The sequence below is a fragment of the Paenibacillus borealis genome, from assembly GCF_000758665.1.
Classification (GTDB): Bacteria; Bacillota; Bacilli; order Paenibacillales; family Paenibacillaceae; genus Paenibacillus_AQ; species Paenibacillus_AQ borealis.
Genome location: NZ_CP009285.1, coordinates 2,509,003 through 2,524,419 on the forward strand (window position 1 = coordinate 2,509,003; position 15,417 = coordinate 2,524,419).

A 15,417-nucleotide genomic window follows, 5' to 3' on the forward strand; every position below is an offset into this window, starting at 1 on the left:
TTCAATTAAGTTCTTAAGGCTCATGATAAGTGCCATTCCTTAAATGAATCTTAACTGGCTGTATCTGCGGGGAATGTGCGGTCAACCAAGGGTTAATTTGTTGATGATGTGTTGATCGTATTTGCATAAATGTTGTACGTAGTGCAACCTTGATTCATGAAATCCCGGGGGTTCGGGAGGATTGTTGTACGAAATGCAAGAATTCTTCCTTTAACCCATCTGTAGGAGGAGAAATGCTGCATTCCATACAACAATTCCGGATTACGGCCGCTTTTATGAGCAAAATGTTGTATTATGGGCATGATTTTTATAAAAAAGTAATGTAGTAGAATCGCGCCCGCAGCATTGGTATACTTTAACAAAAGCTCCATCCGATCATGATTTCAGGGAGGTCACTAACCGTGAAATTAACATCCGTCTCAAAATCATTGCGCAAGCTGAGAATACCGGCTGTACTGTTCAGAAGGCTGGCCGTGGCGGCACTTCCGCTTCTGCTTCTGCTGGCCCTCGCTACAGGATGCTCGTTATTTGAGCGGGGCGGCTCATCCGCCATCAGTCACAAGATTGACCAGGAAGAGGACGTCATATCCTCTAACGGCGGCGTAATCAGCAATTTGGACAAGCTGGACAGTTTCATGGAACGGGGAAGCGGCAGCCAGCGGATAGTGCAGTATACTATTGAAGGCGACCCGATCTTTATTGAAACGCGGTATGAAGGCGGACGGCTGGAACTGAGTTATGATACCACTGAGGACGCCTTCGGCCCCCGTGAAGTGAAGACTTACAGCTGTGATAAGCTTGTACGGACGGAGGAGAAGCATCAGTTGAAGTACTCCCTGAAGGGCTGCGGGGAAGATATGGGGGATGGTGATTTACTCACTGTTGACTTCGATCTGGGCCGGCAGGATAAATTTGAATTTATCCTCAAATACGGGTTTAATCACAGGAATGAGATCAATACGGTGAATCAGAACCTGGTAAAAGATATGCTGGACGGTACTGTCATCGAAATCAGCGATTATGGCTTGCCGGTTGAAGACCGGCAGAGCATTTACCGGAAGCTGGTGCTGTCCAATTACCTGGGGGAGAAGCAGCTTAGCACAAGCTGCAACCTCAAGCCGTATCAGAGCTATGATCTGACGGTGCTGATTAATAGTGCCGAGCGGCATTATGCCTGGAGTGAGTGTGATACCGGCAGGGACGGCAAGGTGATGACGGAGGCCGCAGAATACATTATCGGTCTTGTAGAGGCCGGAGACAGCTTCTTACAGCTGCCTGCTGCTACAGGCAGCGTCAAATAGAATACAGGAGGTTCATTATGCAACAGCGGGTGCTGCTGATTGAGGATGATGAGGCAATCAGCGAAATGGTAGGTTCATATTTAACTAAAGAGGGCTATGAGGTGGAGACTGCATTTGACGGGGAGGCAGCGGTGAAGAAGTTTCTGGGCGGTCCCTCATATGATCTGGTCCTGCTGGACCTGATGCTGCCTAAGCGCAGCGGCACGGATGTGCTGCAGATGATCCGCAGCGGGAGCCTTGTGCCGGTGCTGATCATGTCGGCGAAGGACAGTGATGTAGATAAGGCGCTGGGGCTTGGCTTCGGCGCAGATGATTATATTACGAAGCCGTTCTCGATGATTGAGCTGGCAGCGCGGGTAAAGGCGGCGATCCGCAGGGCCGGATATGCAGCATCAGGGAGCCAGGCTGCCGCCGGCAGTCTGGCGCCCGCCTACGAGGAGCAGCAGCCGAAATCGAAGGTGATTACGCTGCGCGGACTAACGGTCGATCTGGACAACTTCTCGGCGCAGAAGAACGGGGAAGAAGTGAAGCTGACCGCCAAGGAGTTCCATATCCTGAAGCTGTTTGTCAGCAGCCCCGGGCGGGTGTTCACCAAGGCGCAGATTTACAGTCTGGTGTGGGAGGATGACTACTTCGGCGATGAGAATGTAATTAATGTACATATGCGCAGACTGCGCGAGAAGATTGAAGATGATCCGTCCCACCCTGAATATATCAAAACGCTGTGGGGCATCGGCTATAAGCTCGGAGATATGCTGCAATGACAGCCTTGTTCATTATACTTATTGCCCTGCTTCTGCTGGTCATTGTACTGCAGGTAATGAATTCGCGGCACCATGCACGCCAGCTGAAGTACATTCATGCCAAGCTGGAGAGTATTGTGGAGCGCGGCTCGCATGAACGTCTGCTGCTGATGAGCAACAGCCCGGAGCTGCAGCTCCTGCTGACTGATCTGAACCGGCTGCTGGATGTTAATCACAAGGGAGCAGTAGAGCGGGCCAAGCTGGAGAAATCTATGCGCAGTATGCTGGCTAACATTTCCCATGACCTGAAGACACCGCTGACGGTAGTGCTGGGATATATCGAGACGCTGCTTCATGATGAAGACATGCCTGCCGAAGAGCAGGAACGCATACTGCGGACTATCCATGCCAAGGCTGGGGAAGTCATTACGCTGATGAACCGTTTCTTTGATCTGGCTAAGCTGGAGTCCGGGGACCGGGATATCCCGCTGTCGCGGGTGGAGCTGGGTGAGGTCTGCCGCAGGAACATTCTCGCCTTCTACGATATTCTCAGTGCCAAAGGCGCGGATGTGCAGATCGAGCTACCGGATGAGCCGCTCTATATGATGGGCAACGATGATGCGCTGGACCGGGTGTTGTCGAATCTGTTGTCGAACGCTATTGCCTACGGCGATGCCGGAGGGGTGCTGGGGCTGAAGCTGTATAGCGGGGCCGGTCAGGTGTACATAGAAGTATGGGACCGGGGCAAAGGCATTGCCGAAGGCCATGAGGATAAGGTGTTCGAGCGGCTGTATACGCTGGAGGATTCGCGCAACCGCGACTACCAGGGCAGCGGCCTGGGACTGACGATCACCAAGCGGCTTACCGAGCAAATGAACGGCAGTATTTCCTTAAGCAGCAAGCCGTATGTCCGGACGGCTTTTACGCTCTCTTTTCAGCGGCTGACCTTCTGAGTTTCCTGTTCTAGCGGGGCGGTCCGCATTTCTGTCTCAGCTTAAGATTTACGTATGATTTCAGTAATAAAAAAGAAAACTCCGCCCTGTAGAATAAATACCAGGAAGACAAAGAAGAAGTCAAAGGGGATAACGGACATGACAACGATACTCCGGACATGGGATTTAACCAAGGTCTATGAGGATAAGGAAATTGTACGCAGCGTGAATATGGAGATCAAGCAGGGTGAAATTTACGGGTTCCTGGGACCTAACGGCGCCGGTAAAACGACGGTGATGAAAATGATTACGAATCTGGTAAAGCCGACGGCGGGCGAGATTGAATTCTTCGGCGACAAAATGACCCACCGCTCTTATGAAATGCTGAAGCGTATGGGCAGCATTATTGAATATCCGGTGTTCTATGACAGGCTGAGTGCCCGCGAGAACCTGGCGCTGCATGGTGAGTACATGGGATATTATGATGTCAAAGCGATGGAGGAAGCGCTGGAGCTGGTGAAGCTGAGCACGGTGGATAAGAAACCGGTGAAGCAGTTCTCCCTGGGGATGAAACAGCGGCTGGGTATTGCCAGAGCGGTGATGACCAAGCCGGAGCTGCTCATTCTGGATGAACCGATCAACGGGCTGGACCCGCTCGGCATCAAGGAGCTGCGCGAGGTGTTCCGCATGCTGAGCCGGGAATACGGCATGACCCTGCTGATCTCCAGCCACATTCTCGGCGAGATCGAGCAGATTGCCGACACGATCGGCGTGATCCGCGAAGGCGTACTGGTGGAACAGTTGGCGATGGATACGATCCGTAACCAGCATACACAGTACATTGAGCTGATTACTGGAGCGTGCACGAAGGCCGTCTACATCCTGGAACATAAGCTAGGCTTAACTAATTATAAAGTGCTCGACCCGCGCACCATCCGGATCTATGATGATATTCCGCAGCTGGAGCTGAGCAAAGCCCTGGCCGAAGCAAATGTGGAGCTGGAGAGTATGAGCAAGAAGCATCATTCGCTGGAAGATCATTTTGTGGAACTGATGGGGGGTGCTGTCAATGCTTAAGCTGATTCGATTGGAGCTGCGCAAGAGCCAATTCAAATTTCTCAAAAGTGTGCTGATTGCAGATCTGGCCATTCTCGGCTTTATGAGCCTTATAGTGTTTACGTCGATGAATGAAGGGGACTTCAGTACGTTTGCTGATATCTTCGAAGGTGTATTCATTTTGGTAAAAGCAATCTTTATCATCTTTGCTTCTGTTCTGCTCAGCAAGCTGGTCATTGACGAGTATAAGAACAATACCATTACTGTGCTGTTCATGTACCCGGTTCCGCGCAAAATGCTGATGGCCGCAAAGCTAATCATTGTCTTCCTGTTCACCTTCATCAGCATCTTCCTTTCGGATATTATAATCAGCGGCATTCTCGCAGGCATTGATTATTTCGTGCCCGGCGTGATTCAGGGAACGCTGACACAGGAGCTGATCACCGCAAACCTGCTGAAAGCCGGGACGGATGCGCTCTACGCGGCGGGCATCGGACTGATTCCGTTATACTTCGGGATGCGCCGGAAATCCGTACCGGCTACCATTGTCTCCGCCGTTCTGATTGTCATGCTGATCTCATCGGGCTTCGGGAGCTTCCGTATGGGCAATATGATCGGGTTCTCGCTTACGCTGGCTCTCGCCGGTATGGCCATCGCCTATCTGTCGATCCGGAACATCGAGCATCAGGACGTGGCTTAGCAAGCAAGGCTGACCTGCTGTTACCTGCAGAACGAGTGCTGTCCCTCAAGGGATGGCACTGTTTTTTTGCTGTTTTTTGTTTGCTCAGCCGCCCCGGATTGCAATGTTTTGTGGCGACCAATAGCGGATTTTTTGATATAATAGTAAATAATTCAGAGATTTCTACATAATCAGAGTATCTTCGCAAGTCTACGGATTTATAATATAGCAGGAATGAAGCAGCAGAGGAGGTGGGCCATGCATAAAGATTGGGCTTCTATCCTGGGCCGGGCACTTTCCGGGGAAAGTGCTTATAGAGCGTTGTTCGATCATCATCCAGATCTCATTATCGTGCTGGACCGGCAGGGACGTTACGCCGACAGCAACCGTACCCTAAATGCTGAGGACGCAGGCAGGCTGATTGAATGCCGGGTGCATCCGCCTGGCGAGACCTATTTCGCCTCTGCTCTGGCTGGTATTACATCCAGCTTCGAGCTGATTGTGGAAGCAGCAGAGGGAAATGAAGCCGGTGCAGGAAGTGCTGGAGGTCAAGCTGTTTCAGTACGTTATGTGCCGCTTCATACTGAAGAAGGCATTGCCGGTGTATTTGCCATCGTTCATGATACCGGGAACCGGCCGCTCTCTCTGCTGCTGCAAGGCTGGGAACGCATGAGCAGACGGGAATCTGCCGGTACGGAACGTATAGGACTTGAAGGAGCGGACTTCCCTCCCCGGACGGAGGAGGAATTGCTGACAGAGGAGGAGCTGCCGCTCTCAGAGTTTGTTTTTGAGATGGCGGAGGACAGACGGCTTAGTCTGATTCTCAATTCCGTCTCTGCGGGAATCTTCGGACTGGATACGCTGGGCCGGACGATCTTTATCAACCGTGAAGGTGCTGAAATGCTGGGCTATGAGCCATCAGAGCTCGCCGGATTGCCGATGATGGAAATGATCCACTATATCCGCGGGAGTGCAGCCCGGCATTCACCGCTGGAATGTCCCATCCGGCTCACCATTCAGGATGGCGTTACCCGCAGTAAGGCGGATGAAATCTTCTGGCGCAAGGACGGGACCAGCTTCTTCGTGAACTATCAGATTGCTCCGCTGCTCGATAAAGGAATAATCTGCGGTGTGGTCGTTTCCTTCAGTGATATTACGAACGAACGGGAGATTCTCCGGGCCAAGGAATCGGCTGAGCAGGCTGCGCAGGCCAAGTCTGATTTCCTGGCGATGATGAGCCATGAGATCCGCACCCCGATGAACGGCATGATCGGGATGGCTGATCTGCTGCTGGAAACCAATCTGGAGGAAGAGCAGCGCAGCTACGCCGAGATTCTGCGCAGCAGCAGCTACAGTCTGCTGCAGATCCTCAATGATATTCTCGATTTCAGCAAGATGGAAGCCGGCAAAATGCCGCTGCAATCGGAGAGCTTCGATCTGCGCGAGATGCTCGAGGGCATCATTGATCTGTTCACCCCTAAGGCGGAAGAGAAGAAGCTTGCTCTGCGCTGGTGGGCAGATACCAGTGTGCCGGATATTGTCACGACCGATCCCAGCCGATTGCGGCAGATTATCGTCAATCTGGTCGGCAACGCGCTGAAGTTCACCGACCAGGGGAGCGTGACCCTCTCGGTGAAGAACATTCCGCTGCCGGCCTCGCCCGAATATCTGCTGGAGTTCTCTGTCCGTGATACCGGTGTAGGCATTGCCGACAGCAAGCTGAACCTGCTCTTCCAGTCCTTCTCCCAGCTGCATCCGTCTATTAACCGCAAATACGGCGGCACCGGACTGGGCCTGGCGATCTGCAAGCAGCTGGTGGAGCTGATGGGCGGAACGATCTTCGTGGAGAGCGAAGAGAACCGGGGGTCGATCTTCCGGTTCATGCTTCCTTTTGTGAAGGAAGAGATTGAAGCTGAGGTTGAAGTTGAACAGGCCTGACATAACAAACAGCAAGCCTCCGGCAGGAGGCTTGCTGTTTCTGTTTGCGGCCGCTTTCTATATAGATTGAACTTGTATTTTTTCTATTATGGGATTGCCGTGACTCCAAAGAATATATTTTTAAGTTCAATCTATTTAGCAGACTTATAAGTATTTCCTTCACCAGCTGATCCTGCCACTTGGGGGAGACGGCCTGCTAGCCCGGTGTTCCAGGATATAGCGGGTTCAGCTGCCCCTCGATATGATCCGCAATCAGCGTGTAGAATTCAGGGAATCTCGGGTCCCCGGGGCTTCTGATTTCTTCAAATGTGCGGATGTATAACCCTTGGGAGGCTACGGAAGTGATAATATCCCCTACAGTCCAGCCCCGCGTCACCACTTGTGCTAATCTGGACCGTTCTTCTTCGGGAAGCAGCTTGGCAAAGGCAACTTCACCTTCTGTGAGTGTATCGTCAAAATAATTACCCGTAGGATGCTGAAGATTCCGGGTTGTCATCCATGCCCTGGCGAACGGGTGGAAATCCGTCAGCATGAGCCGGCCGTTGACCGATAACCTTCTGCTGACCACAGAAAAAATAGCATTTAAATCCGTAAAGTAATGCAAAATGCCAAACTCCATCAGGACAACATCGAAGCTTCCCAGCGCTTCTTCACCGGGGATATGTAAGACATCTGCACAGATGTAATTCAGCTCAACACCCGCCGCTGCTGCTACTTCACTGGCATACCGCCGGTTCTCTTCGGATATATCCACGACAGTAACCTCAGCACCCAGCAATGCCAGACAAATCGCTTTCATTCCGTGAGAGCCGAGCAGGTTCAGCACCTTCAACCCTGCCGGGTTGCCTATGTACTTCAGCCAATGCCGCAATGGGTGCCTTGGATCCTGCTTCAATCGCCCGGCAAGTTCCTCAGGTGATCCATGGTGCTGTATCCAGGCCTGATATGCTTTCGTTTCCCAAGCTGTCTTGTTCGTACGTGCCATCTGCTCCTGCATGTTACGCCTCCTTGATTTTGATAAAATTGGAAATTTCTGCTTTCTGATTTTACTATACTTTGTTTGCTATGCAACAACTAAAAACGAATCCTTATCTGCATAAGCTGCAGAGATTGGATTCGTCTAAGGTAGAGCCTGATAATTCTAGTGCATATACATTAGGCCAACTGTAGCAGGTCCGCAGTGGCTGCCGATGACACAGCCGGCATGGATTACGGCAATTTCATCCACACCTGTCTGCTCGCGCAGTGCCTTCTCCAGATACCGGGCATCCTCTTCAGCCAGGGTATGGGCAACAATAAGCAGCTCCGTGTCCATACCGGCTGCATTCGCAAGTGCATGCTGGAGCATCTGCTCTACAGCCTTTTCCTTCTTGCCGCGGATTCTGGCAACGGGTACAATCGCCCCGTCCACCAGCCGCAGTACAGGCCGGATCTTCAGCAGGCTGCCGATAAAGTTCTGCATGCCTGAGCAGCGTCCGCCCATATATAAGTAATCCAGCGTATCGACTACAAATTCGGATTCCACCCGCTCACGGGCTTCTTCGATCATAGCTGCGATGTCGGCCGCACTGTGGCCTTTGGCTGCGGCGCGGGCGGCTTTCATGACCAGCAATGCGATCCCGCCGCATAACGTCTGGGAATCCACAACATGTACCCGGCCTTCAGGGAACTCGCCTGCGGCCAGCAGGGCATTCTGATATGTAGAGGATAAAGAAGAAGAAAGACTGATATAGACGATATCTCCGCCAGCGCTCACGACCGGCTGAAAAGCGGCAATGAAATCAGCCGGGGAAGGGGCTGCCGTCTTGGGCAATGCACCATTTGCGGCGACACGGCGGTACACTTCTTCGGGTGTAATCTCTACACCATCCTTGAAGGTGCCGTCTTCAAATACTACATATAACGGGACAATGCCGATATCATACGTTTCCTTCCAGCCTTGCGGCAAATCGGAAGTGCTGTCTGAAAAGATTTTTACGATAGACATGAATATCTCCTTCACCAGTCTTGGATGACAATACACTATATTAAGACACTATAATCTGTTTATTATACCAAGCCTGCCTGGAATCTCAAAATAAAAAATGCTAGCTTGTGAGGCTGGCGGGTATGCCGCTTCTTCAGCTGCCTTCAGCCCCAGTCCCCGCACATGCAAAAACGGCCTCACCGTCCTGGCAGGGACAGCGAAGCCGTTTCCGGTATAGCCTGAATCATTATTTCTTCATTACAGGAATCCATATTTCGCAGACATAATCCTCTGCTGATGTATCGCCTGGCGGATACAGCTCGAATTCGGGGCCGCCCGTATGCTCATACCCTGTTCCCGGGAACCATTCCTGGAAAATACGCTGCCAGACGCCTTGAATCGCATCGGGCAAGGCGCCCTCGGACTTGAATACCGCCCAAGATGCAGCCGGAACCACTGCGGTCTCATACCCCTGCGGGTCAGTGGCCGCGTCTGCTTCAACTCCAATCCAGTAGGACAGCATTTCCGTCTCCATATTCATATTCATGCAGATGCCGAGCCACTCTTCGCGTAAGCCGAACTCAATCAGCTTATCTGATGTGCCGTCTTCATTGCATTCATCCCAGAACTGCGGAATTCTGCGGAAATTCTCCCCGTCCTTGCAGGTAACCTCCATTGATTTGCCGATGACGGTAAAAGCTTCTTTATTCACGATTTTGTAATCCATTTCCTGATCTCCCTTCAATGACAGATGGAAAGAGAGGCGGGGGAATGCTTTAAGCTGTACCCCGGGTTCCCGCGCGGCGGAGGGGGTGAGCCCATGCGCTTTGCGGAACGCTTTGGCGAATGACTCCGGGGAGTCATATCCGTATTTCAGCGCGACATCCAGCACACGGATGTTTGAAATAGCCAGCTCTTGCGCGGCCAGAGTCAATCTGCGCTTGCGGATATAGTCTGCCACCGTAACCCCGGTCAGCATGCTGAACATACGCTGGAAGTGGAAGGGGGAGACATAAGCCACCGCGGCAACTTCTTCGATGCGCAGCGGTTCGGTCATTTTACTCTCCATATAATCCAGCGCGTTCTTCATTCGGATCAGCCATTCCAAGTTCGCCATCTCCCTTTAAGTTCATACTATCATGCTGCTGCACGGCCGGTCCTGTTATTCTCTGCTCATCTGAGACAGGGTCAGCCTGCAGTTTATGAATATATGATGTCATGTTTCAAGGGATTTGTCAGCCTCGGGCAGCAAGCCTGGAGCAGCTAACCCAGCCGGCAGACTCTTGCTTCGTAAGGTCGCAGGGTGCTGCGGTCCATAGGCGCCGGTTCCTCCGGATAGTTACCGATAATCGTTTCCGTTACCGCGTTGAGCTCTTCAGGCAGCTCTACAGTCTGCGGGGTGTCACAGAAATTCAGCAGCACCAGCCACTTCTCCCCGTCCAGAGTCCGGGTGTACGCGTAGATATATTCATGCTCCGGCAAAAGCAGCTCATATTCACCATACACCATGATCAGATGCTGCTTGCGCAGGCTAATCAGCTGCTGATAATAGTAAAATACCGAGTCAGGATCGGCCAGCGCCTGTTCCACATTGATCTCTGTGTAGCGCGGATTGAGCTTGAGCCAAGGCGTGCCAGCGGTAAAACCGGCATTCGTTGAGGCGTCCCATTGCATGGGGGTCCGGGCATTATCGCGGCCCTTGGTATGAATCGCCTGGAGGACCGTCTCATGATCTCCGCCGCCTTCCGTAACCTTTTCCCGGTACATATTGAGAATCTCGATATCCTTATAGTCTTCAAGTACAGGAAATTTAACATTAGTCATGCCGATTTCCTCACCCTGATAGATATACGGCGTGCCTTTGAGCGTGTGCAGCAGGGTGGCCAGCATTTTGGCTGAGATCACACGGTATTTACCGTCATCCCCGAACCGGGAGACCATCCGCGGCTGATCGTGGTTGTTGAGATAGAGGCTGTTCCAGCCCTTGTCCGCCAAGCCTACCTGCCATTTGTGCAGGATATCACGCAGCCCCTTCAGCGTCCACGGAATCACATTCCACTTGCCGCCCGGGCCGGAATCGACATCCATATGCTCGAACTGGAACACCATTTGCAGCTCATGCCGGTCTTCATCGGTGTAGAGAATGGCATCCTCGACTGTTGCCCCCGGAGTCTCTCCCACGGTCATTACATCATATTTGGAGAGGACTTCACGGTTCATCTCCTGGAGGAACTCATGGACCCGCGGTCCATTCATATAGAATTCTCCGCCACCAGCCAGCTCACCGGGAGCCAGACCCTCATGGTGTGCGGAAGGGAGTCCTTCTACTTTGGAGATCATGTTGATAACATCCATCCGCAGCCCGTCTACACCTTTGTCTAGCCAGAAGGCGATCATTTTATAGAGGGCATCCCGCAGCTCCGGGTTCTCCCAGTTGAGATCCGGCTGCTTGCGCGAGAACAGATGCAGGTAGTATTCGCCCGTGGCTTCATCCTTCTCCCAGGCGGGGCCGCTGAAGATAGAGCTCCAGTTGTTCGGCAGTGCGCCATCCGGTCCGCCGGGACGCCAGATATAGTAATCGCGGTAGGGGTTATCCTTGGAGGCACGGGATTCCGCGAACCAGGCGTGCTCGTCCGAGGAGTGGTTGATCACGAGATCCATCATCAGCTTGATGCCGCGTGCATGCAGGCCGGCCAGCAGCTCCTCCCAGTCCCGCAGCGTGCCGAATTCATCCATAATATCCTCGTAGTTGCTGATATCATAACCGTTGTCATCGTTCGGGGATTTGTAGACCGGTGACAGCCAGACGACATCGACGCCCAGCTTCTGCAGATAATCCAGCCGGGAGATGATTCCCTGCAGGTCTCCGATCCCGTCTCCGTTACTGTCCTGGAAGCTGCGCGGGTAAATCTGATACACTACGGCTTCTTTCCAAAAGGCTCTATTCATTTGGGTGGGCTCCTTTGAGATTTTATTTAGAATTTGACCTAGAGATACTCCAATGCTGATGTTGGCCGTTACTGCGGTGATTTTCGGACTTCCGGCCGCTGTTGTCCCCAGATTTCCTGATTAAACCGCTGATCGCGGTAGAAATCCGGTGACAAAGGCGGACGCTACCGCTCCTACAGTTCCGAAATTCCCCTCCGTTACTTTACATCTTTTTATTGTCTTCACAAGTTCAACTTATAAAAAAGCCCCGAAGAAGCTTAATGCCTCCGGGGCGGGGGAGACAGAGACTACACAGTTACCGAAGAACCGTCAGCAGTCACACTGCTCAGTCCGTTCACCGTATACTCCTTGCCGTGAATCGTGAGGGATGCCGGAACATCGGTTTCATTCATAACCGTAACCTGTACATCGGTAACTGTGACCTTCAGACGGGAGCCGCGGAACATGATTTTGAACGAATATGAGGTCCAGTGTCCCGGGTTGGAAGGGTTCAGGGTCAGCCGGTCATTAAGCACACGCAGTCCGCCGAAGCCATGTACGACCGACATCCACGTGCCCGCCATGCTGGTAGTGTGGCAGCCGTCTTCCGTATCATTGTTGTAATTATCGAGATCCAGCCGTGAAGTGCGCAGATACATCTCATAAGCCTTCTCCTTGTAGCCCAGTTCGCAGGCCAGAATGGCATGGATACAAGGGGAGAGGGAGGACTCGTGCACGGTGATCGGCTCGTAGAAGTCGAAGTTACGCTTTTTGGTATCCAGATCATAGCGGTCACCCAGGAAATAGAGCCCTTGCAGCACATCCGCCTGTTTAATGAAGCAGGAGCGCAGGATGCGGTCCCAGGACCATTTCTGGTTCAGCGGCAGGTTCTCCGGAAGTACATCCTTGACCTGGATAATTTCCTTGTCTAGGAAGCCGTCCTGCTGCAGGAAGATGCCGCGTTCTTCATCAGCGGGGTAGTACATTTTGGCGATAATCTCGTTCCATTGCGCCGTTTCGCTCTCCAGCAGCTCCAGCTTGTCGGCAAGTTCTGCATAACGTGTGCCTTCATTTTCTTGCAGGTACGCCAGCGCTTCGAGTGTATATTCCATTGTCCAGGCGGCAATCCGGTTCGTATACCAGTTATTGTTGACGTTATTCTCATATTCATTCGGGCCGGTTACGCCGAGCATCACGTATTTGTCTTTATGCGGCACATAGTGCACGCGTTCTTCCCAGAAGCGGGAAATCTCCACCAGCACCTCAAGCCCGTATTGGCCGAGATAAGCCTTGTCGCCGGTATAGTTCACATAATTATAAATCGCATAAGCAATCGCACCGTTGCGGTGGATCTCTTCAAACGTAATCTCCCACTCGTTATGGCACTCCTCACCGTTCATCGTCACCATTGGATAGAGTGCGCCTTTTTTGTAACCGAGCTTCAGGGCGTTCTCTTTGGCTTTCTCCAGATGCTTGTAACGGTAGATCAGCAGATTGCGGGCAATCGTAGAATCGGCGGTACTCAGATAGAAAGGCACACAATAAGCTTCCGTATCCCAGTAGGTGCTGCCGCCGTATTTTTCCCCCGTGAAGCCCTTCGGTCCGATATTGAGACGGTCATCTTCGCCCGTATAAGTCTGATTCAGCTGGAAAATATTAAACCGGATCGCCTGCTGCGCCGACACGTCACCCTCAATAATAATGTCGCTTTCCTTCCATTTGTCGCCCCAAGCCGCAGCCTGTTCGGTCAAAAGCGCTACAAATCCGGCTTCACGCGCACCTTGCAGAGCAGTTTTGGCGGCATCCACCAGCTGGCCCAGCCCGTAATTGCGGGAGGTAACGTTGGCGGCATATTTATAAATAACCACCTGATCGCCGGATTGTACAGGAACCGTTACTTTACTGCCTACATATTTTTCCTGCTCGATAGCTTCCGCTTCTGCGGCTGCTGCTTCGCCGTTAACCAGAATGTCATAGACATAGGCGGAGGTTACGTGAAAATCCAGCTTCTTGGTCTTCAGGGTCAGATGTCCGCCCGCCGGTTCAGCTTTCTTCTCCACCTCGTTCCAGAACTTCTCGTCGTAGTTGGAATCCTTGTTCTTGATGTCGCCATCCAGATAAGGAGTCACGGTAATCTCACCGGAGAAATTGAGCGGCTGGACGGAGTAGCGGATCGCGCCAATCTCGTGGCGGACCATACTGACGATGCGGATGCTCTCAACTTTCACCTCTTTGCCCTCTGGAGTGGCGGCTGTGAAGCTCCGGGAGAGTGTGCCTTCCTTCATATTAAGGACCCGGCGGAATTCACTGACTGTGCAGGCAGCCAGATCGAGCGGAGTGCCGTCCAGCTCAATGTTGATGCCGATCCAGTTGGTGCTGTTCAGGACTTTGGCAAAATACTCCGGATACCCGTTTTTCCACCAGCCGACCCGTGTCTTATCAGGGTAGTATACACCGGCCATGTAGCTGCCTTGCAGGCTATGCCCGCTGTATTGTTCTTCGAAGTTGGCTCTGCCGCCCATGTAACCATTCCCGATGCTAAATACGCTTTCGGAAATTTCCTGGGTCTGCGGATCAAAGGATTCTTCGATGATGGACCATTCATCAATTTTGAGGTATTGTTTCATTGTTATTGGCTCCTTTTAAATGGGGGAATGAGGTATATAAAATGAACTATCAGTTCGATGATACAGTTGCGTGCCGGCCGCTCCGCCGACAAAAGGTTGTTACGATCGCTGTTGTCCCCGGATGCTCAGATTGAAGCTTATTCGGTAAGCATCCGGGGACAAAGGCGAACGCTGACGCTTCTCCACAATCCTTTTGCCCGCTCCGCTATCACGCAACTTTAGATCTCACATATAGTTCTTTTATAAAGAGTAGGGCAGAAGACAAGGGATCATATTACTCAGCAGCTGTTAATATTCGTCAAACGGCTGCAAAAGATTCCCGGAGTGCGGCAACGCTGATCTGCTGCAGCGAAGGGACCACCAGATTCGCTGCGCCCAGCGTCTCGGGCGAGCCGATGCCGACGCTGCGCATGCCGGCACGGGTGGCGGCCAGGATGCCGGCTTCGGCATCCTCGAAGACGACGCACTCTCCAGGGGCGGTGTTGACTGCTTCTGCTCCCAGCAGGAAGACCTCCGGATCAGGTTTGGCGGCACTGGTGTGCGTGCCGTCGATGATCGCATCGAAGTAGGGGGTCAAGCCGGTGTTGTTCAGGATGGTCATCGCATTTTTGCTGGCAGAGCCTAGGGCTACCTTGATGCCATGTTCCCGGCATTCCTTCAGGAAGTCCAGCGCCCCGGGCAGAATCTCTGAGCTGTCCATCTTGGCGATGTATTCGACATAGCGGTTGTTCTTCTGCTCGGCCAGTCTTGCTTTCTCATCTTCGTCCAGCTTGATGCCGCCGATCTCCAGCAGGATATTCAGGGACGCGGCCCGGCTGACGCCTTTGAGCCGCTCATTATCGTGTTCGGTGAAGACGAATCCGAGCTCTTCCGCCAGCTCTCTCCAGGCAATATAGTGGTATCTGGCGGTGTCGACGAGTACACCGTCCAGATCGAACAGGCAAGCTTTGATTTCTGACATGGTAACCTCCTAAAATGTATGTGGCTTAATCTATTTGAGAATCGCACCAAATGGGCGCGTCACAATAAATGGGAAATGGGCGGGAATCCTGCATTACGTACAACAATCCTCAGTTGAGCGCTTCCGGCTGGCAGAACACATCCGGCGGGCAGATTGTTGTACTGCGTACAACAATCCGTCAGCGAAACGTCCCTGTTGGGTGGAAATGTTGTACAAAGTGCAACAATTCGTCTGTAGATGGCACCAGTTGGGCGGAAAAGTTGCATAAAGTACAACAATCCAAAAG

At 52.4% G+C, this 15,417-nt stretch carries 12 protein-coding genes; 6 read left to right on the forward strand and 6 right to left on the reverse strand.

The window, feature by feature from the left end:
• Positions 1 to 401 precede the first annotated feature (401 nt).
• From PBOR_RS35395 to PBOR_RS10485, 6 genes are all read left to right on the forward strand, one after another.
• The gene (locus tag PBOR_RS35395) at positions 402 to 1,301 is read left to right on the forward strand and encodes a DUF4362 domain-containing protein (protein ID WP_052429418.1); all 900 of its coding nucleotides are present in this window, start codon (positions 402 to 404) and stop codon (positions 1,299 to 1,301) included.
• A 17-nt stretch (positions 1,302 to 1,318) separates the two neighbouring features.
• Positions 1,319 to 2,065, forward strand: a complete 747-nt coding sequence (locus tag PBOR_RS10465; RefSeq protein ID WP_042211623.1) for a response regulator transcription factor — start codon at positions 1,319 to 1,321, stop codon at positions 2,063 to 2,065.
• Complete coding sequence (locus PBOR_RS10470) at positions 2,062 to 2,997, forward strand: sensor histidine kinase (RefSeq protein ID WP_042211624.1); 936 nt, start codon at positions 2,062 to 2,064, stop codon at positions 2,995 to 2,997. Before PBOR_RS10465 ends, PBOR_RS10470 begins: the two co-directional genes overlap by 4 nt.
• Before the next feature lie 138 nt (positions 2,998 to 3,135).
• Positions 3,136 to 4,053, forward strand: coding sequence for an ABC transporter ATP-binding protein (locus PBOR_RS10475; RefSeq protein WP_042211625.1), 918 nt, complete (start codon positions 3,136 to 3,138; stop codon positions 4,051 to 4,053).
• Positions 4,046 to 4,732: an ABC transporter permease gene (locus tag PBOR_RS10480; protein ID WP_042211626.1), complete on the forward strand. Its 687-nt coding sequence runs from the start codon at positions 4,046 to 4,048 to the stop codon at positions 4,730 to 4,732. Before PBOR_RS10475 ends, PBOR_RS10480 begins: the two co-directional genes overlap by 8 nt.
• Before the next feature lie 237 nt (positions 4,733 to 4,969).
• Positions 4,970 to 6,649 carry a PAS domain-containing hybrid sensor histidine kinase/response regulator gene (locus PBOR_RS10485; protein WP_052429419.1) on the forward strand — a complete coding sequence of 560 codons (1,680 nt, stop codon included), beginning with the start codon at positions 4,970 to 4,972 and terminating at the stop codon, positions 6,647 to 6,649.
• Positions 6,650 to 6,845: 196 nt separating this feature from the next.
• Here the strand turns inward: PBOR_RS10485 and PBOR_RS10490 are convergent, their stop codons facing one another.
• From PBOR_RS10490 to pgmB, 6 genes are all read right to left on the reverse strand, one after another.
• Positions 6,846 to 7,646: a class I SAM-dependent methyltransferase gene (locus PBOR_RS10490; RefSeq protein ID WP_042211627.1), complete on the reverse strand. Its 801-nt coding sequence runs from the start codon at positions 7,644 to 7,646 to the stop codon at positions 6,846 to 6,848.
• 144 nt (positions 7,647 to 7,790) lie between these two features.
• Positions 7,791 to 8,636 carry a DegV family protein gene (locus PBOR_RS10495; RefSeq protein WP_042211628.1) on the reverse strand — a complete coding sequence of 282 codons (846 nt, stop codon included), beginning with the start codon at positions 8,634 to 8,636 and terminating at the stop codon, positions 7,791 to 7,793.
• A 226-nt stretch (positions 8,637 to 8,862) separates the two neighbouring features.
• Positions 8,863 to 9,723 (reverse strand): AraC family transcriptional regulator, encoded by an 861-nt coding sequence (locus PBOR_RS10500; RefSeq protein ID WP_174479812.1) that lies wholly within the window; start codon positions 9,721 to 9,723, stop codon positions 8,863 to 8,865.
• A gap of 155 nt (positions 9,724 to 9,878) precedes the next feature.
• Positions 9,879 to 11,564, reverse strand: a complete 1,686-nt coding sequence (locus tag PBOR_RS10505; protein WP_042211630.1) for a glycoside hydrolase family 13 protein — start codon at positions 11,562 to 11,564, stop codon at positions 9,879 to 9,881.
• A gap of 287 nt (positions 11,565 to 11,851) precedes the next feature.
• Positions 11,852 to 14,170 (reverse strand): glycoside hydrolase family 65 protein, encoded by a 2,319-nt coding sequence (locus PBOR_RS10510; protein ID WP_042211631.1) that lies wholly within the window; start codon positions 14,168 to 14,170, stop codon positions 11,852 to 11,854.
• A 298-nt stretch (positions 14,171 to 14,468) separates the two neighbouring features.
• Positions 14,469 to 15,131, reverse strand: coding sequence for a beta-phosphoglucomutase (gene pgmB / locus PBOR_RS10515; RefSeq protein WP_042211632.1), 663 nt, complete (start codon positions 15,129 to 15,131; stop codon positions 14,469 to 14,471).
• Between the last annotated feature and the right edge of the window lie 286 nt (positions 15,132 to 15,417).

Coding starts and splice junctions, on each gene's coding strand:
- PBOR_RS10465 (WP_042211623.1), top strand. CDS start 1,319: ATGCAACAGCGGGTGCTGCTGATTGAGGATGATGAGGCAATCAGCGAA.
- PBOR_RS10485 (WP_052429419.1), top strand. CDS start 4,970: ATGCATAAAGATTGGGCTTCTATCCTGGGCCGGGCACTTTCCGGGGAA.
- PBOR_RS10495 (WP_042211628.1), bottom strand. CDS start 8,636: ATGTCTATCGTAAAAATCTTTTCAGACAGCACTTCCGATTTGCCGCAA.
- PBOR_RS10510 (WP_042211631.1), bottom strand. CDS start 14,170: ATGAAACAATACCTCAAAATTGATGAATGGTCCATCATCGAAGAATCC.
- PBOR_RS10470 (WP_042211624.1), top strand. CDS start 2,062: ATGACAGCCTTGTTCATTATACTTATTGCCCTGCTTCTGCTGGTCATT.
- PBOR_RS10505 (WP_042211630.1), bottom strand. CDS start 11,564: ATGAATAGAGCCTTTTGGAAAGAAGCCGTAGTGTATCAGATTTACCCG.
- pgmB (WP_042211632.1), bottom strand. CDS start 15,131: ATGTCAGAAATCAAAGCTTGCCTGTTCGATCTGGACGGTGTACTCGTC.
- PBOR_RS10475 (WP_042211625.1), top strand. CDS start 3,136: ATGACAACGATACTCCGGACATGGGATTTAACCAAGGTCTATGAGGAT.
- PBOR_RS10480 (WP_042211626.1), top strand. CDS start 4,046: ATGCTTAAGCTGATTCGATTGGAGCTGCGCAAGAGCCAATTCAAATTT.
- PBOR_RS10490 (WP_042211627.1), bottom strand. CDS start 7,646: ATGCAGGAGCAGATGGCACGTACGAACAAGACAGCTTGGGAAACGAAA.